The organism is Solirhodobacter sp. (assembly GCF_964715405.1).
The window spans coordinates 1-17,368 of sequence record NZ_CBAICG010000015.1; the positions used below are offsets into that span (position 1 = coordinate 1).

The 17,368-nt window shown below is 68.9% G+C and carries 17 protein-coding genes, 1 tRNA gene and 2 pseudogenes; 13 read left to right on the forward strand and 7 right to left on the reverse strand.

Going from position 1 to position 17,368, the window contains the following annotated elements:
* On the forward strand, positions 1–392 hold a 392-nt coding region (locus tag AC11WY_RS08650; protein WP_482924484.1), incomplete at its 5' end, for an LLM class oxidoreductase.
* Between the two features lie 7 nt (positions 393–399).
* On the opposite strand, the gene AC11WY_RS08655 is transcribed toward AC11WY_RS08650, so the two are convergent.
* Positions 400–476 (reverse strand) — tRNA-Arg (locus AC11WY_RS08655).
* A 283-nt stretch (positions 477–759) separates the two neighbouring features.
* On the opposite strand from AC11WY_RS08655, the gene AC11WY_RS08660 reads away from it, so the two are divergent.
* The 3 genes from AC11WY_RS08660 to AC11WY_RS08670 are packed head-to-tail and all read left to right on the forward strand — an operon-like array spanning position 760 to position 7,356.
* Positions 760–4,086: a transglutaminase family protein gene (locus tag AC11WY_RS08660; RefSeq protein WP_482924486.1), complete on the forward strand. Its 3,327-nt coding sequence runs from the start codon at positions 760–762 to the stop codon at positions 4,084–4,086.
* 1 nt (position 4,087) lies between these two features.
* Positions 4,088–6,469: a circularly permuted type 2 ATP-grasp protein gene (locus tag AC11WY_RS08665; protein ID WP_482924488.1), complete on the forward strand. Its 2,382-nt coding sequence runs from the start codon at positions 4,088–4,090 to the stop codon at positions 6,467–6,469.
* An 8-nt stretch (positions 6,470–6,477) separates the two neighbouring features.
* Positions 6,478–7,356, forward strand: coding sequence for a transglutaminase family protein (locus AC11WY_RS08670; protein ID WP_482924490.1), 879 nt, complete (start codon positions 6,478–6,480; stop codon positions 7,354–7,356).
* Between the two features lie 6 nt (positions 7,357–7,362).
* On the opposite strand, the gene AC11WY_RS08675 is transcribed toward AC11WY_RS08670, so the two are convergent.
* The 4 genes and pseudogenes from AC11WY_RS08675 to AC11WY_RS08690 form a co-directional block, all read right to left on the reverse strand.
* Positions 7,363–7,665, reverse strand: coding sequence for an ArsR/SmtB family transcription factor (locus AC11WY_RS08675; RefSeq protein WP_482924618.1), 303 nt, complete (start codon positions 7,663–7,665; stop codon positions 7,363–7,365).
* A gap of 362 nt (positions 7,666–8,027) precedes the next feature.
* Complete coding sequence (locus tag AC11WY_RS08680; protein WP_482924492.1) at positions 8,028–8,531, reverse strand: flavin reductase family protein; 504 nt, start codon at positions 8,529–8,531, stop codon at positions 8,028–8,030.
* A gap of 12 nt (positions 8,532–8,543) precedes the next feature.
* Positions 8,544–9,437, reverse strand: coding sequence for an aldo/keto reductase (locus AC11WY_RS08685; RefSeq protein WP_482924494.1), 894 nt, complete (start codon positions 9,435–9,437; stop codon positions 8,544–8,546).
* Positions 9,437–9,769: pseudogene (locus AC11WY_RS08690) on the reverse strand (LLM class flavin-dependent oxidoreductase); the annotation flags it as partial. The pseudogene AC11WY_RS08690 and the gene AC11WY_RS08685, both read right to left, overlap by 1 nt.
* Positions 9,770–9,940: 171 nt before the next feature.
* Here AC11WY_RS08690 and AC11WY_RS08695 point away from each other — a divergent pair.
* From AC11WY_RS08695 to AC11WY_RS08715, 5 genes and pseudogenes are all read left to right on the forward strand, one after another.
* On the forward strand, positions 9,941–10,642 hold the full coding sequence (locus AC11WY_RS08695; protein ID WP_482924496.1) for a GntR family transcriptional regulator: 702 nt from the start codon (positions 9,941–9,943) through the stop codon (positions 10,640–10,642).
* A gap of 98 nt (positions 10,643–10,740) precedes the next feature.
* Positions 10,741–11,058, forward strand: a pseudogene (locus AC11WY_RS08700) (ATP-binding cassette domain-containing protein); the annotation flags it as partial.
* Between the two features lie 8 nt (positions 11,059–11,066).
* Positions 11,067–11,411, forward strand: coding sequence for a PhnD/SsuA/transferrin family substrate-binding protein (locus AC11WY_RS08705; protein ID WP_482924498.1), 345 nt, complete (start codon positions 11,067–11,069; stop codon positions 11,409–11,411).
* 55 nt (positions 11,412–11,466) lie between these two features.
* Positions 11,467–11,967 (forward strand): PhnE/PtxC family ABC transporter permease, encoded by a 501-nt coding sequence (locus tag AC11WY_RS08710; protein WP_482924500.1) that lies wholly within the window; start codon positions 11,467–11,469, stop codon positions 11,965–11,967.
* Between the two features lie 92 nt (positions 11,968–12,059).
* Positions 12,060–12,263, forward strand: coding sequence for a hypothetical protein (locus tag AC11WY_RS08715; protein WP_482924502.1), 204 nt, complete (start codon positions 12,060–12,062; stop codon positions 12,261–12,263).
* A 15-nt stretch (positions 12,264–12,278) separates the two neighbouring features.
* Here the strand turns inward: AC11WY_RS08715 and AC11WY_RS08720 are convergent, their stop codons facing one another.
* Positions 12,279–13,457 (reverse strand): alpha-D-ribose 1-methylphosphonate 5-triphosphate diphosphatase, encoded by a 1,179-nt coding sequence (locus AC11WY_RS08720; protein WP_482924504.1) that lies wholly within the window; start codon positions 13,455–13,457, stop codon positions 12,279–12,281.
* Between the two features lie 120 nt (positions 13,458–13,577).
* Positions 13,578–14,303 (reverse strand): phosphonate metabolism transcriptional regulator PhnF, encoded by a 726-nt coding sequence (phnF, locus tag AC11WY_RS08725; protein WP_482924506.1) that lies wholly within the window; start codon positions 14,301–14,303, stop codon positions 13,578–13,580.
* 97 nt (positions 14,304–14,400) lie between these two features.
* Here phnF and phnG point away from each other — a divergent pair, with 97 nt between their 5' ends.
* From phnG to AC11WY_RS08745, 4 genes are read left to right on the forward strand one after another with little or no spacing between them, the layout of a single operon-like run.
* Positions 14,401–14,835, forward strand: a complete 435-nt coding sequence (phnG, locus tag AC11WY_RS08730; RefSeq protein WP_482924508.1) for a phosphonate C-P lyase system protein PhnG — start codon at positions 14,401–14,403, stop codon at positions 14,833–14,835.
* Positions 14,835–15,404 carry a phosphonate C-P lyase system protein PhnH gene (phnH, locus tag AC11WY_RS08735; protein WP_482924510.1) on the forward strand — a complete coding sequence of 190 codons (570 nt, stop codon included), beginning with the start codon at positions 14,835–14,837 and terminating at the stop codon, positions 15,402–15,404. Before phnG ends, phnH begins: the two co-directional genes overlap by 1 nt.
* A complete protein-coding gene (locus tag AC11WY_RS08740) occupies positions 15,404–16,489 on the forward strand; it encodes a carbon-phosphorus lyase complex subunit (RefSeq protein WP_482924512.1) in 1,086 nt (361 codons plus the stop codon). Before phnH ends, AC11WY_RS08740 begins: the two co-directional genes overlap by 1 nt.
* Positions 16,486–17,337, forward strand: a complete 852-nt coding sequence (locus AC11WY_RS08745) for an alpha-D-ribose 1-methylphosphonate 5-phosphate C-P-lyase PhnJ (RefSeq protein ID WP_482924514.1) — start codon at positions 16,486–16,488, stop codon at positions 17,335–17,337. The genes AC11WY_RS08740 and AC11WY_RS08745 overlap by 4 nt, the downstream gene beginning before the upstream one ends.
* Positions 17,338–17,368 lie beyond the last annotated feature (31 nt).

Genomic DNA, 17,368 nt, shown 5'->3' on the forward strand with positions numbered 1-17,368 from the left:
CGGCCGCACTGTCCGCGCCGCGCTTCATGCTGGCGGTCAACGTTTTCGCGGGCGAGGACGATGCGGAGGGCGCCCACCTGCGCACCTCGATGCAACTGGCCTTCGCCAACCTGCGCTCGGGGCAGCCGGGCAAGCTGCCGCGCCCGGTCGAGGATATCGCGGCCCGGGTCGAGCGCGCGATGCTGCGCATGGTGGATCAGGCGCTGGCGATCGCGGCGGTCGGCGGGCCGGATACGGTGCAGCGCCAGCTTGGCGACCTGATCGCGCGGTTCCGCCCGGACGAGGTGATCCTCACCGGCCAGATCCACGACCCCGCCAAACGCCGCCGGTCGTTCCAGATCGCGGCCGAGGCGATGACGGCGATCGGCACCGCGGTGGCGATCGCCCTTTGAAGCGGCGTGGTGACCCCGGAAGGAATCGAACCCTCAACCTGGCGATTAGAAGTCGCCCGCTCTATCCAGTTGAGCTACGGGGCCGTGCGGGTCCGCGCTGATGTCTGGCCCCGCCCTGTCTTTAGCGAGCCGCGCCGGGGCTTTCAAAGCAAAAAGAAGCGGCGGGGGCGCACAGGATGCCGGACCCGGTCCGCCTGATTTTCGGGCGACCCGGCCGAGGTCGCCTTTTCTTTGGGCGCATTGGCCCCGCAGGGCCCGATGTCGCGTGGCCGTATCGCGCGAACGGGCGCGCCCTGATAGCCAAGGAAGGTGCTAGTTCCCCAATCCATTTTGTGGGACGGTGCCCAGACCCAACCCCGGATGCCCCATGTCGATCAAGGCCGCGATCACCCATCTGACGCATTACAAATACGATCGCCCGGTGATTCTGGGCCCGCAGTTGATCCGTCTGCGTCCGGCGCCGCACAGCCGCACACGGGTGATCTCGCATTCGCTGAAGGTCGGGCCGCAGCCGCATTTCGTGAACCACCAGCAAGACCCCTACGGCAACTGGCTGGCGCGCTATGTGTTCCCTGAACCGGTGCGCGAGTTCAGGATCGAGGTCGATCTGGTCGCCGACATGACCGTCTACAACCCGTTCGACTTCTTCGTCGAGGAGGAGGCCGAGCACTGGCCGTTCGAGTATCCGCTCGACCTGACCGAAGATCTGTCGATCTACCGCAAGCCGGAAGAGGCCGGGCCGGACCTGCGCCGGTTCCTCGATCAGGTGCCGCGCGCGCGCACCCGCACGGTGGATTTCGTGGTGGCGCTGAACGCGCGGGTGGCCAACACGATCGGCTATGTCATCCGCCTGGAGCCCGGCGTGCAGACGCCCGAGGAAACCTTCGAGCGCGGCACCGGGTCATGCCGGGATTCAAGCTGGCTGCTGGTGCAGGCGCTGCGCCACCTCGGCTTTGCCGCGCGCTTCGTGTCGGGCTACCTGATCCAGTTGAAGCCCGACCTGAAGGCGCTCGACGGCCCTTCGGGCACCGAGGTCGATTTCACCGACCTGCATGCCTGGGTCGAGGTCTACCTGCCCGGCGCGGGCTGGATCGGGCTGGACCCGACTTCGGGCCTGCTGGCGGGCGAAAGCCATATCCCGCTGGCTGCGACCCCGCACTACCGCAATGCCGCGCCGATCTCGGGCCTCGCCAGTTTTGCCGAGGTCGAGTTCGCCTTCGACATGAAGGTCCGCCGCATCGCCGAACATCCGCGCATCACCAAACCATTTTCCGACGACGCCTGGGACGAGTTGAACGCGCTGGGCCACAAGGTCGATGCCGCGCTGGGCGCGGGCGACGTGCGCCTGACGATGGGGGGCGAGCCGACCTTCGTTTCGATCGACGACTTCGAGGCCGACGAGTGGAACACCGCCGCCGTCGGGCCGACCAAGCGCATCCTCGCCGACCGGCTGATCCGGCGACTGCGCGACCGCTTCGCGCCGGGCGGCTTTCTGCACTACGGGCAGGGCAAGTGGTATCCGGGCGAGACGTTGCCGCGCTGGACCTTCTCGCTTTACTGGCGGCGCGATGGCAAGCCGATCTGGCGTGATGCCGCGCTGATCGCGGACGAGGGCGCCAAGACCGGCGTCGGGCCGCTGGAGGCGCAGGAGTTATTGCGCGAGATCGCCGCCGAACTGCAGGTGGACGAGCAAAACATCCTGCCCGCCTATGAAGACCCCGCCGAATGGCTGGTGAAAGAGGCGAACCTGCCGCCGAACGTGACGCCCGCGAATTCGAAACTGGAAGATACCGAGGCGCGCCACCGCATCGCGCAGGTGTTCGACCGCGGGCTGACGGTGCCCTCGGGATTTGTATTGCCGGTGCAAAGCGCGCAGTCGCAGGCGGGCGGGCGGCACTGGCGGTCGGAACGCTGGCGGCTCAGGCGCAAGCACATGTTCCTGGTGCCGGGCGATAGCCCGGTGGGCTACCGGCTGCCGCTGACCTCGCTGCCCTGGCTGTCGCCCGCGCAATACCCGTTCATCAACCCCGCCGATCCCTACGCCCCGCGTGCGCCGCTGCCGGAAACCGAAACCGGCGAAGTCGATCTGGCGCGCAGGACGCAGCCGCTGGCCAGCTTCGTGCCCAGCACGCCGCAGCAGAATGTGCAGGCCCAGACCCCGGTGGAAATCGAGGGTTTCGTGCGCACCGCCATTTCGGCCGAGCCGCGCGACGGGCGGCTTTGCGTCTTCCTGCCGCCGGTGGTGGCGATGGAGGATTATCTGGAACTGGTGCGGGCCGCCGAGGCCGCCGCCGCCCGGCTGGGTCTGCCGGTGCATATCGAGGGTTACGCCCCGCCGCACGACCCGCGCATCAACGTGATCCGCGTGGCCCCCGATCCGGGCGTGATCGAGGTGAACATCCACCCCGCTGCCAGTTGGGACGAGTGCGTCGCCACCACCGAGGCGGTCTACGAAGAGGCGCGGCAAACGCGGTTGGGTGCCGACAAGTTCATGATCGACGGCAAGCATACCGGCACCGGCGGCGGCAACCATGTGGTGGTCGGTGGCGCGACGCCGGAGGACAGCCCGTTCCTGCGCCGCCCCGATGTGCTGGCCAGCCTGATCCTGCACTGGAACCGCCACCCGGCGCTGAGCTACCTGTTCTCGGGCCTGTTCATTGGCCCGACCAGCCAAGCGCCCCGCATCGACGAGGCGCGCCATGACGCGCTTTACGAGCTGGAGATTGCGCTGGCGCAGATCCCGGCACCGTCCGCAGGCGTGCCGCCGCTGCCCTGGCTGACCGACCGGCTGTTGCGCAACATGCTGACCGACGTGACCGGCAACACCCACCGCGCCGAGATCTGCATCGACAAGCTTTACTCGCCCGATGGCCCCACCGGGCGGCTGGGGCTGGTGGAATTCCGCGGTTTCGAGATGCCGCCCAACGCCCGGATGAGCCTGGCGCAGCAACTCATGATCCGGGCGCTGATCGCGCGGTTTTGGGCCGCGCCTGCGATTGGCAAGCTGACGCGCTGGGGCACCGCGCTGCATGACCGCTTCATGCTGCCGGAACATCTGTGGGCCGATTTCCTCGACGTGTTGGCCGACCTGAAGGATCATGGCTTCGCGCTCGACCCCACCTGGTTCACCGCGCAGGCCGAGTTCCGTTTTCCGTTCTGCGGCGAGGTCGAGGCGGACGGGGTGCATCTGGAACTGCGGCAGGCGCTGGAGCCTTGGCATGTGCTGGGCGAAACCGGCGCGATCGGCGGCACGGTGCGCTATACCGACAGTTCGAGCGAGCGGTTGCAGGTCAAGCTGACCGCCCCCGATCCGGGCCGCTACACCGTCACCTGCAACCGCCGCACGATGCCGTTGCAAACCACTCGCCCCGGCGTGGCGGTGGCGGGGGTGCGCTACAAGGCGTGGCAGCCTGCGACCGCGATGCACCCGGTGCTGCGCGTCGACGCGCCGCTGACCTTCGACATCTTCGACACCTGGAACGGGCGGGCGCTGGCCGGTTGCACCTATCACGTCGCCCATCCCGGCGGGCGCAGCTATGACACCTTCCCGGTGAACGGCAACGAGGCCGAGGCGCGCCGTCTGGCCCGGTTCCAGCCCTACGGGCATCATGCGGGCGGCTACGTTCCGGTGCCCGAGACGCCGCACCCGGAGTTCCCGTCCACGCTCGATCTGCGCCGGGCGCCGGGGGTCTGAGATGGAGGGGGCGGCGCGTCCCAAGGCCGATCCGGTGGCGGCGCTGCTGCGCGGCTACGCACCGGTTTCGGGCATCGCGGACGAATTGATGGACGCGGAAGGCCGCGTCCGCCCGGCTTGGCGCGGCTTTGTCGATCATCTGGCCAGCCTGACCGCCGAAGAGATCGCGGCGCGGGTCGCGCGGGGCGATCAGTATCTGCGCGACGCAGGCGTATTCACCCGGCTTTACGCCGATGGGGGGGCCACGGAACGCGCCTGGCCGCTGAGCGCGGTGCCGGTGATCCTGCACGAAACCGACTGGGCCACGATCACCGCCGGGCTGCGCCAGCGCGCCGACCTGCTGGAAGCCGTGGTGGCCGACCTCTACGGGCCGGGGCGGCTGGTGACAGACGGCCATCTGCCCGCGGCCCTGGTGGCGGGCAACCGCGAATGGCTGCGCCCGCTGGTGGGGATGCAGCCGAAGGGCGGGCACTTCCTGCACTTCCTGGCGTTCGAACTGGGCCGCAGCCCGGATGGGTCGTGGTTCGTGCTGGGGGATCGCACGCAGGCGCCCTCGGGGGCCGGGTTCGCGCTGGAAAACCGGGTTGCGACCAGCCGCGTGTTCTCGGACTTCTACGCCGAAGCGAATGTCGAGCGGCTGGCGCCGTTCTTCCGCCGCTTCCGCGATGCGTTGAACGGGATGCGCGGCGGCGAGGACAGCCGGGTGGCGATCCTGTCGCCCGGTCCGATGACGGATACCTATTACGAACACGCCTATATCGCCCGCTACCTCGGCTTCATGCTGCTGGAAGGCGAGGATATGGTGGTCGAGGACGGCCGCGTGATGGTGCGCACGGTGGCGGGGCCGAAGCCCGTCTCGGTGCTCTGGCGCCGCCTTGATGCCGCCTTTGCCGACCCGCTGGAACTGGACCCCGCCTCGCATCTTGGCACCGCCGGGATGGTGGGCGCGCTGCGCGGCGGGCAGGTCGCGATGGTCAACGCGCTTGGGTCTGGCGTGCTGGAGGCGCGCGCGCTGATGGCCTTCATGCCGCGGCTGTGCAAGGCGCTGCGCGGCGAGCCGCTGACGCTGTCGAACATCGCCACCTGGTGGTGCGGGCAGGCGGCCGAGCGGGCCTATGTCGCGCGCCATGCCGAGCGGATGAGGTTCGGTCCCGCCCTGTCGACGCGCCTCTTTTTCGAGGAACAGGCCCCGGCCCGGCGCGAGGGCGAGGCGCTGGCCGACTGGCTGGCGGCGGATGGCACGGGGCTGGTGGGGCAGGAGGCGGTGACGCTGTCGACCACCCCGGCGTGGGACGGTACCCGGCTGGTGCCCCGCCCGATGAGCCTGCGGGTTTTTCTGGCCCGCACGCCGGAGGGTTGGGCGGTGATGCCGGGCGGCTATGCCCGGATCGGGCGCAGCACCGATACTGCCGCCGTCACGATGCAGTCCGGCGGCTCGGTGGCCGACGTCTGGGTGGTGGCCGATGCGCCGGTCGTGGCCGAAACGATGGTGCCCGCCACCACCGGCCCGTTCCGGCGCACCGAGTTGAGCGTGCTGCCCGCGCGGGCGGCCGACAACCTGTTCTGGCTCGGCCGCTATGTCGAGCGGGTGGAAACCGTGGTGCGCCTGTTGCGCGCCTATCATTTGCGGCTGGCCGAGACTGATCGCGGCGACCGGCCGCTGCTGACCGCGCTGGCCGATTTCCTCGTCCTGCACGGCGTTTCGGTCGAGGAGCCGTTTGCCGGGGTGATCGCCACCCGGTTGGCTGCGGCGCGGGGCTGCGCCGGGCAGGTGCGCGACCGGTTTTCGATCGACGGCTGGGCGGCGCTGGGCGATCTTGCGGAAAAGGTGGCGGACGTTGGCCCCGAGGCGCGGCGTGGCGACGACGCGGCGCGGGTGCTGGGCCTGCTGTTGCGCCGGATCGCGGGCTTTTCCGGCCTTGTTCATGAAAACATGTACCGCTTCACCGGCTGGCGGTTCCTGACGCTGGGTCGCGCGCTGGAACGGGCGAATGCGATGGCCTGGACGCTGTCGGTCTTTGCCGATCCGGGCCAGCCCGAAGGCGCGCTTGACCTGGCGGTCGAGGTCGGCGACAGCCTGATGACGCACCGCCGCCGCTATGCGGTGTCGACCGCGCGCGACACGGTGATCGACCTGTTGGCGCTCGATGACCGCAACCCGCGATCCATCCTGTACCAGTTCGATCTGGTCCGCGAGCAGGTTGCCCGCCTGCCGGGCAACGAGCCGGGCCAGCCGCTGACCCCGCTGGCCCGCCGGGTGCTGGAGGTGCACACCGCGCTGGCCGTGATGACGCCCGAGACGTTGACCACGGCCGAACTTCGCGTGCTGCGGCGGGCGACGGCGGAGGTGGCAAGCCTTCTCGCCACCAGCTATTTCAGCTAGGGCGCGGAATGCTTTACGACATCGGGCTGAGCATCGACTACACCTACGATCCGCCCTCGGGCGCGGGGCGGCACCTGTTGCGGCTGATGCCCGCGACGCTGCCGGGGCGCCAGCGACTGATCGCCGGGCGCCTGTCGATCGAGCCGACCCCGCAGGAGCGGCGTGACAGCCGCGACTTCTGGGGCAATGCGGTGACCGAGGTCGCCTTTCGTGGCGGTCACACGCGCGAGCGGTTCCGCCTGACCGCCCGGGTCGATTGCACCGCCGAGGCGCCGGAGCTGGACCTGTCGCCGCCGCTCGACCGGCTGACGAAAGAACTGGCCGAGGTGCACAGCCTTGGGCCCGAGGCGCCGCACCATTTCATCGGGCCCTCGGGCCGGGTCCGGCCCTGGGCCGAGGCCACGGATTACGCCCGCGCCCAGCTTGAACCGGGGATGACGACGCTGGCCGTCGTGGCGGCGGTCGGAGCGGCGCTCTATCGCGACCTGCGGTTCGACGCCGAGGCGACCACGGTTGACACCGACCCGGCCGAGGCGTTCGAGCGACGCCACGGCGTTTGTCAGGATTTCAGCCAGATCATGATCGCCTGCCTGCGCGGCATCGGTGTGCCCGCGGGCTATGTCTCGGGCTTTCTGCGCACCACACCGCCCAAGGGCTGCGAACGGTTGGCCGGGGCGGATGCGATGCATGCCTGGGTGCGCGCCTGGTGCGGCATCGAGGCTGGATGGGTTGCCTATGATCCGACCAATGCGGTGATGGCGGCGACGGATCACGTCGTCGTCGCAGTTGGGCGCGATTACGAGGATGTGGCCCCGGTGCGCGGCGTGCTGCGCATCGCCGCCGCCGCGCGGACCCGGCAAGAGGTCGATGTCATCCCGCTCGGCTAGGCCGGATCACGCGGTCTTGGCGTCGATCAGCGGCTTGCAGAACATGTCGTAGAACAGGTCGATCGCCCGGCGCACATTCTCATCCGCCAGCGCGTAGTAGATCGCCTTGCCGTCGCGACGGCTCGACACCATGCCCTCCAGCCGCAGCCGGGCGAGCTGCTGGCTCACGGCCGCCTGGCGCGAGGCGAGCAGCAACTCCAGCTCGGTCACCGACTTTTCACCCGAGGACAGGTGGCACAGAATCATCAATCGCCCTTCGTGCGCCAGCGCCTTGAGGAAGTTCGCCGCCGATTGCGCCTGACCGGCCATTTCATCCACCGAGATTGAAGCGCAGTTTGCGAATTCAGCAACTTCGGCCGGAATCTCCGCCGAAAGATCGCGTGGGCGGTCCTTTTCCTGCGTGTCGAGGGCCATGTTTCCTATCTCCATCTGCCGGGTCGCTCCGGCAGCAGCCGCGCGGGAAACCTGCCCGCGCTCAGGGCGCCGCCAGTCGAATGTGAGGAGCGTTCCCCAGATCGGACAGGGCAAGGCGTATATATATTGCGTTATCCTAATATGACTATGGCCTTGTCGCAATCTCTGACGGCGCGACAAAGGGATGCGTGACGTATTCGCCCAGGGCTTCGCCGCGCTCCTGCGCTTTGGCGCGGGTTGCCCTGATCTTGACCGGTCTACGGCAGGCTCAGGAACGTGCCGTAGTGCCCGCGCGAAAAGATCAGCGGCGCGCCGTCGCGGAAACGGGCGCGCAGCACGCGACCGATGATGATGAGGTGATCGCCCGCGTCATGGCTGGCCTCGGTCGCGCACTCGAACCGCGCCAGCGTGCCGCCGATCAGTGGCGTGCCCTCGGCCGAGGTCGTCATGTCGAGCCCGGCGAAGTGGTTGTCGGCCTGGGTGAAGTGGCGGCACAGGTCGATCTGATCCTCGGCCAGCACATGGATGGCGAAGAACCGCGCCTGGGCAAAGGTGGCGAAGCGGCGCGAGGTCCGGGCCGGCGACCACAGCACCAGCGCCGGGTCGAGCGAGACCGCAGCGAAGCTGTTCGCGGTCAGTCCCACCGGGCCTTTCGGGCCCAGCGTCGTGACCACCGTCACGCCGGTCGCAAAGCGCCCCAGCGCGTCGCGGAAGGTCCGCGCGTGATCCGGGCCTGGGGTGAACTCGGTGTCGGTGGTCAAGTCGGTTTCCTCTCAGGGCACCTCGCGCCCCAGTGCGAGCGTGGTGAGTTCGAACCACGTTTCTCGGTCCATCGCCAGTTTCAAGGCGTCCGACATGCGCGCGATGCGGTCAAGCCGGTTGGTGCCCAGCACCGGCAGGATGCGCGCCGGGTGGCGCAGCAGCCAGGCGATGGCCACCGCCGACTCATCCACCCCGAAGGCGGCGCCGATCGCGGCCAGCCGGGCCCGCAGCGCAGCGTGGCCGGGCGCGAAAAGCCGACCGCCCGCCAGCGGCGACCACGCCATCGGCGCCAGACCGCGTTCCTGCAGGAAGGCCAGATCGCCATTGGTGAAGGGATCGGTGCACAGCAGCGAAAGCTCGATCTGGTTGGTCGCCAGCCGGGTTTCCATCGCCGATTGCAGCAGCGTGACATCCCATGGCCGGAAGTTCGACACCCCGACGGCGCCAACCTTGCCCGTGGCGACCAGCGCATCCAGCGCCGCGCCGGTTTCCGCGTGGTCCATCAGCGGGTCGGGCCGATGGATCAGCAACAGGTCCAGCCGGTCGGTGCCGAGGTCGCGCAAGCTCGCATCGACCGAGGCGCGGAGATGCGCGGCCGAGGTGTCATAGTGCTTGACCCGCGCTGCCGCATGGCGCCCGGCAGAGACCACGATATCGCATTTCGTGACGATCTCGATCTTGTTGCGCAGGCCCGGCACGGCCTTCAGTGCCGCGCCGAACAACGCCTCGACCCTGTAGCCGCCGTAGATGTCGGCCAGATCGAAGGTGGTGATGCCCTGCGCCAGGCACGCCTCGATCTTGGCCTGCACATGGGCGGGCGAGGTGTCCGGGTCGTCGCCCAGCCGCCAGGTGCCATAGGCCAGCCGCGACAGCTTCAACCCCTTGGTCGCCTTGAGGTGATCCATCAGCGGCGCACCCCCGTGCCAAGCGGCGTGGCGGGCATTTCCAGCGGCACCCGGCCGTATTCATGGGGCAGCGAGCAGGTTTTCAGTTGCGGCAACACTTTGGTGCCGAAGGGCTTGGTCTCGTCGAGATGCGGGTCGCCCGAAACGAGGAAGGCGCGGATGCCCATCTTCCGGCAGGCCTCGATCTCGCCCGGCACCTGATCGGTCGATCCGACCCGCGCCGCCCCGCACCCCGAGCGCGCACGGCCGATGCCGGCCCACAGATGCGGCTCGATGTCGCCGTATTCGTCGGCCAACGCGCGGCTCTTGGCCTGATGCGACACGCCAAGGCTGCCCTGCCCGACCTGATGGGACGAGGGGCACAGGATGTTGCGGAACCCGAGGCGTTCGGAGGTGACGGGAACGATGGTCATCGAATCTCCTCCGGGGCGCGGTTTCCCTCTTGTGTAGTATCGGCTTTGATGTAGATCAATAGTGCATCAATATTGCCCCGGCGTGACGCCATGCCCCAGACCGGCTCCCTCCCGCTCTACCTGCAGATCAGCGAACTGGTGATCCGCGACATCGCTTCCGGCCGGTTGCCCGATGGCGCAAAGCTGCCGACCGAACGCGAAATGGCCGCCGGGATGGGGATCGCGGTCGGCACGCTGCGCAAGGCGCTGGCCGATCTGGCGGCCAAGGGGCTGCTGGAGCGCGTGCAGGGCTCGGGCAACTACATCCGCGCCAAGGCCGAGGTGGACCGCGTCGACGCGCTGTTCCGGCTGGAGCTTGTCGCGGGCGGCGGGCTGCCCACGGCCGAGGTGCTGTCGGTGGAGCGGTTGCCGAAGCCCGCCGACCTGCCGCCGTTCGGCCGTTCACCCGAGGCGCATCGCATCCGGCGGTTGCGGCGGCTGTCGGGCGTGGCGGCGGCGGTGGAGGAGATCTGGCTCGACGGCAGCTATGGCGACCGGATCGCGATCGCGGACCCGTCGGAGCCGCTCTGCCTCTACTATCGCCAGCGTCTGGGCCTGCGGATTCAGCGCGCCGAGGATCGGGTGGGCCTTGGCGCGGTACCCGACTGGGCACCTGCCGCCTTTGCGCCCACGCCCGGCGCGCCCGCCCCGCTGATCGAGCGGCTGAGCTGGGCGCAGGACGGTGCCATTGCCGAGTTTTCGCGGACTTGGTTCGATACCGACAAAGTCCGGTCTGTTGCGCGCATCGGATAGAGGCCGAAATGTCGGATAAGGTAAGCTACGGAATGATCGGTTGCGGCATGACGGGGACGGAGCATCTGCGCAACATCGCCCTGCTGCCCGGTGCCGAAGTGGCGGCGAACGTGCTGCTTGGCACGCTCGACCGCCGGTCTACCGCCGCGACGGTGTTCAACCTCGACCCCCGCGCCGACATCCACCGCGCCATCGACATCCTCGACCGGCTTGGCATCGCATCGCAGGCGTCCAAGCGTGCCGAGGCGCTGTCGGGCGGCCAACGGCAGCGCGTCGCCATCGCGCGGGCGCGGATGCAGGACCCCAAGTTGATCCTGGCCGATGAACCGATCGCCAGCCTCGACCCGATGAACGCGCAGGGGGTGATGGACTCGCCACGCCGCATTCACGAGGAGGACGGCCGCACGGTGTTCGCCAAGCCTATGTGACCGCCCCGAACACGGTCGAACCGCTGGCGGTGACGGTGAACGCGGATGGATCCTGGGTCTCCTGCTCGATCGGTTTCGCACGCAAAGACTCCGGCATCACCAGGCTGGAAGACGCCAAGGGCAAGGTCTTCGGCTTCGGCGACCCGAACTCGACCGCGGGCTACCTGATCCCGGCGATCGAGAGTCCGGCCAAGCTTGGCGCCCAGATGGACACGTTCTTCGGCAAGGTCCAGTTCACCGGCGGCCATGAACAGACCATCGTCGCGGTCAACAGGAAGTCGATCGACCCGTGCGTCACCTCGGCCCAGTCGAGTCGGGCCCAGTCGAACCGATTTCACTGAAACGTGGGGGGGCGCCGGTCTCCGGGGCCCGCCCAATTCTTTCCGGGGCATGGGAATGGATGACGGCGTGACCGGGCTGGCCCGGATGCGGGCGGATTACCTCGCGAACCTGCGGCAGCGGCGCCTTGTCGGCGGCGGCGCGCTGATCCTCTTCGCGGCGCAGATGGCTTTGGGCTTCGTGCTGGCCAACGCCGGAAACTCGGGCGGGGTCTGGCGCGGGTTGCCGCATGTGTTCGACTTTCCGGGCGAAATCCTGCCCGAAGCCCTGCGCAAGGCGGGCGAGTTGCCGCACCCGCCGGGGCATTCCCTCCCCGCGCTGGTCGAGACGCTGAACATCGCCGCCATCGCCACGCGGATCGGCACGCTGGGCGGCGGGCTCCTTTCGATGCTGGCGACGCCGGGACTCGCGCTCTGGCCGCGGGCGATTCCGGTCTTTCGCCGCCTCATGGACCTGTGCCGTGCCTTCCCCGAGATCGTGGTGGCACCGGTGCTGGCCACGCTCGAGTCCACCGCCCGCGGCGCCACGGTGATCGGCGCTATCGTCGTCGGCCGCTGATCAAGGGGAGATGACCCTGACCAGGGCGCCGGGACGGGGCGTGGAGCCTCCGGCGGGGATACTTGGGTCAGCAAGAATGGGGCAGGGGCGCGATGCCGAAACTGCGTGCAGCGGCGCCGGTCATCCCCCCGGACTGCGAAATCTCCGAGGTGACGTTCGTCTGCTATCCCGAGGCGGTGGCCGCGCGGATGATCGCGCTGGCCTGGTGGGACTGGGATCACGCTCGCCTGCGTGCGGCGCTGGACGATTTCCGGGCGCTGCCCGCCGAGGCGTTTGTGGAAAAACACGAGGGCTGAGACCAGCCGCCGGGATCACTCGGCGGCGATCCCCAGTGCCTGGGGTTGGCGCAGGAAGCGCCGCGCCGCCTCGCCGGCGAGGTAGCTGAGCCGACCACCGGCAATGGTCGCCTCGATGGCGCGGGTGTCGGCGTTCACCACCACGAGGTCGGCGCGTTTGCCGGGCGAAAGCTGGCCACGATCGGGCATCCGCAGAATCTCGGCCGGGGCGGAGGAGATCATCGCCCAGGCCTTCGGCAGGCTCAGCGTGCCGGTGTCGATCAGCGTCCAGGCGGCCTCGGCCAGCGCCGGAAAGTGGTCATCCGAGACCAGCGCATCGCAAAGCCCCTGCCGGATCAGGCCGAGGGCCGCAACGTTGCCCGCCTGGCTGCCGCCCCGCACCACATTGGGCGCGCCCATCACGACCGGGTTCATCATCGCCCTGGCGGCGGCGGCCGCCTTGCGGCTGGTGGGAAATTCCGCGATGCGCGCGCCGATCATCGAGAACCGTTCGCGCGTTTCGCCGTCGGGGTCGTCGTGGCTGCCGTAGACCACGCCGAGCCGGTCGAAGGCTTCCGCCAGGCGGCAGAGGTGGCGCGGCACCTCGCGCGCGCGGGCCAGCGCACGTTCCACCGACGCCAGGTGATCCTCGGGCGAGCGGCCGAGTTTGCGTGCCCAGAGCGCGAAGCCGTGCGGATCGTCGCGCCGCATGTCGAGCGCCTGATCGAGGTGGTTGTTGAACACGACATAGCCCAGCCGGTGCCGCTCGATCAGCACCAGCAGGTCGGCGCCCGAGTCGACCAGATGCGTCTCGCAGCGGATCTGCAGGCGGATGTCGGTCATCATGCGGGACCGGGCGGCGGCCAGTGCGTCGGCCACGGCAACTGCCTGCGCCGGGCTGCGGGCGCCGCCCTCCCAGCTCCAGCCCTGGGCAAAGAAGGCGGTGGTGACGCCGTTTGCGGCCGCGTCGCGGTCGGCGCTGGCAAAGCCCGAGATCAGCGGAAAGCTGGCCGTGGGGCGCGGCGCGATGTGGCGCTCGAAGCTGTCGCCGTGCAGGTCGATGATGCCGGGCAGCACGTAGTAGCCGGTCAGGTCCACCTCGGGCAGCGGACCCGTGGTGATGCGGCCGTCGGCCAGGGCGATCGACCGGCGCTGCATCTCGCCGTCGCGCAATATGGTCGCGCCGGTCAGGCGCAGGGGGGGCAGGAGCGTCATCGGGAAAACCGCACTGCTCGGGGTGTTTCGCCTGTGGATAAGGCAGGTCTGTATCGCCGGTATGACAGGGGGTGACGACGGCGCGGGTTTCGATGAAAACAGGGGTGTTCGGGGCAGGGGTCACTCTGGCGCGACGGTCAGCGTGATGCGGTCGCCCGCGAACCAGGTGCGCCCGAATTCCACCGGGCGGCCTGACGCATCGACGTTCACGGCCTCGGTGCGCAGGATCGGCGCGCCCTCGGGCAGGCGCAGGGTGGCGGCTTGCGTCGCGGTGGCGAGCTTTGCCGTGATCCGGGTCGAGGCGCGGGTGTAGTCGGCAACGCCGACCGCCGCCAGCGCCGCCGTGACCGACCGGGTGCGCGCCAGTGCGGCGGGCAGGGCGGGCAGCCGGTCGGCGGGAAAGACCGAACTGAACAGCGCCACCGGCACCCCGTCGGCGAGCGATACCCCTTCGTAGACATGCACCCGTGCGCCCTCGGGCAACGCCAGTTCCGCACACTCGCGCGCATCGGCATGGCGGGTTTCCAGCCGCAGGATCTCGCGCGCGGCCAGTTGCCCGGCGGCGGCAAGGGTCTGGTGAAAGCGCACGCGGCGGCCCAGCGGATAATCGACCGGCTTCGAGGCGACGAAGACCCCCGCGCCGCGCCGGGCGTGGACAAGGCCGCTGGCGGCGAGGTCGGCCAGCGCGCGCCGGACGGTATGGCGATTGACGCCAAAACGGGCCGCCAGTTCGGCCTCGGTCGGCAGCTTGTCGCCGGGTCCGTAGTGGCCGCGCGCGATCTCGGCGCGCAGCGTCTCGGTGATCGATTTCCACAGCGGGGATCGCGTCACGCAGGGCTCCGTCATCAGAATTTCACTTGGGCGCGACTTGTGCGGGCCCGCGTGATGGGGTAAGGATTTGTCTAGTTGTATAGTAGATTAGACAACTTCGCAAGGTGTCTACATGACCGCGCAAGAAGACCGCAAGGCGTGGATGGGTCAGCTTGCCAAGGCCCCGCCCGCCGCCCTTGCCGCGCTGTGGGACGAGGCCGTGCCGCATGAAGTGCTGCGCCCGCCCGAGGTTGGCGCGGTGATGGTGCAGGGCCGGATGGGCGGCACCGGGGCGCCCTTCAATCTAGGCGAGATGACGGTGACGCGCTGTTCGCTGCGGCTGCCGTCGGGCGAAGTCGGGCACGCCACCGTGCAGGGCCGCGACAAGGATCACGCGCGGCGGGCTGCGCTGCTGGATGCGCTGATGCAGGGGCCGCGCGGGCCCGAGGTGCGGGCGCGGGTGCTGGCGCCGCTGGCACAGGCGCGGGCCGAGGCTGCCGGGAGCCGCGCGGCCAAGGCCGCCGCGACCCGGGTCGAGTTTTTCACGCTGGTGCGGGGGGAAGATTGATGGACGCGATCTCGCTTCAAGGTGGTTTCGCCGACGCAGGCCCCGAGGCGGCGCGCGCCTTCCGCGCCGTGCTGAACGCGATGGCGCGGCCCGGCAGGCTGGAAACGGTGGCGGGCGCGCGGCCGCCCGCGCCGCTGTCGGTGGCGGCGGGTGTGGCGCTGCTGACGTTGGTCGATGCAACGACGCCGGTGCATCTGGCGCCCTCGCACGATCTGCGGGCGGTGCGCGACTGGATCACGTTTCACACCGGCGCGCCCTTGGTTGCGGCCGGGCAGGCGGTGTTCGCGCTGGGCGACTGGGCCGGGTTGCAGCCGCTGGAGCACTTTGCGCTTGGCACTTCGGACTATCCCGACCGCTCGGCCACGCTGATCGTCGAGGCGGATGCGCTTGAACCGGCGACGCATCGCCTGCGCGGCCCCGGCATCCGCGACACCGCGTCCCTGCGCCTGCCGGGCGATGCGGCGCTGCGGCTGAATGCCGGGCGCTTTCCGCTGGGGATCGACCTGATCCTGTGCTGCGGCGACCGGCTGGCCGGACTGCCGCGCACCACCAGGGCGGAGGCGGTCTGATGTATGTCGCGGTCAAGGGCGGTGAACGCGCGATCGAGAATGCCCATGCCTTTCTGGCGGAGGAGCGGCGCGGCGATCCGGGGGTGCCGGAACTGACCGTCGCGCAGATCCGTGAACAGATGACGCTGGCGGTGAACCGGGTGATGGCCGAGGGATCCTTGTATGACCCCGACCTTGCCGCGCTGGCGATCAAGCAGGCCCGCGGCGATCTGATCGAGGCGATCTTCCTGATCCGTGCCTACCGCACCACGCTGCCGCGCTTTGGCGCGTCGCGGCCGCTCGATACCGGCGCGATGGCCTGCGATCGCCGCATCTCGGCCACCTTCAAGGACGCGCCGGGCGGGCAGGTGCTGGGTCCGACCTTCGATTACACCCATCGGCTGCTGGATTTCAAGCTGATGGCCGAGGGCGAAGTGCCGGTCGCGCCTGTGGCGGAACCGCGTGCGGAGCCGACCCCGCGGATCACGGAATTCCTGAACCGGGACAGGTTGATAGAGGTCGAACCTCGTTCTGACGAGATGCCGCCGGACCTGACGCGCGAGCCGCTGGAACTGCCTGCCAATCGCGCGCTGCGGCTGCAATCCATCACCCGGGGGGATGAAGGCTTCATCCTGGGCATGGCCTATTCGACCCAGCGCGGTTATGCGCGCAACCATGCCTTCGTGGCCGAGCTTCGGATCGGAGCCTGTTCTGTAGAAATGGAAATTCCGGAACTTGGCTTTGCGGTCGAGATCGGCGAGATGACACTGACCGAATGCGAGACCGTGAACCAGTTCAAGGGCTCGAAGACCGAACCGGCGCAGTTCACCCGCGGCTATGGCCTGGTGTTCGGCCAGACCGAGCGCAAGGCGATCGCGATGGCGCTGATGGACCGGGCGCTGCGCTGGAAGGAACTGGGCGAGGATTTCTCCGGCGCCCCGGCGCAGGATGAGGAATTCGTGCTTTACCACGCCGACAGCATCCAGGCGACGGGCTTTCTCGAACACATAAAACTGCCGCATTACGTGGACTTCCAGTCCGAACTTGAACTGGTGCGCAAGCTGCGCGCCGGGATGCCCGAGGCGCTGCGGGAGGCCGCGGAATGACCGACTACAACTTCGCCTATCTCGACGAGCAGACCAAGCGGATGATCCGCCGGGCACTCCTGAAGGCGGTCGCGATCCCCGGCTATCAGGTGCCCTTTGCCAGCCGCGAGATGCCGATGCCCTATGGCTGGGGCACCGGCGGGGTGCAGGTGACGGCGGCGTGTCTGGTGCCCGAGGACGTGCTGAAGGTGATCGACCAGGGCGCGGATGACACCACCAACGCGGTCTCGATCCGCAAGTTCTTCCAGCGCACGGCGGGGGTGGCGGTGACCGAGGCGACGGGCGAGGCGAGCATCATCCAGACCCGCCACCGCATTCCCGAAACCGCGCTGACCGAGGGCCAGATCCTCGTCTATCAGGTGCCGATCCCGGAACCGCTGCGGTTTCTCGAACCGCGCGAGACCGAGACGCGCAAGATGCACGCGCTGGAGGATTACGGCCTGATGCATGTGAAGCTTTACGAGGACATCGCCCGTCACGGCGCGATCGCCACCGCCTATGCCTATCCGGTGAAGGTGGAGGGGCGCTATGTCATGGACCCCTCGCCGATCCCGAAATTCGACAACCCGAAACTGTCGGACAGTGCCGCGCTGCAGCTTTTCGGCGCCGGGCGCGAGCAGCGCATCTACGCCGTGCCGCCCTATACGCAGGTGGTCAGCCTTGATTTCGAGGATTACCCGTTCGAGCCGACCAAGGCCGACCACGCCTGCGCGCTGTGCGGGTCGCAGGTCAGCTATCTGGACGAGGTGATCGTGGATGATGCGGGCGGGCGGATGTTCGTCTGCTCGGATACCGACTACTGCACGACGCGGCGCGCCGAACAGGACAAATCTTCGGCGAAGATTTGAAGCGTGAATTCTCGCCGAGAATTCGGGGAAG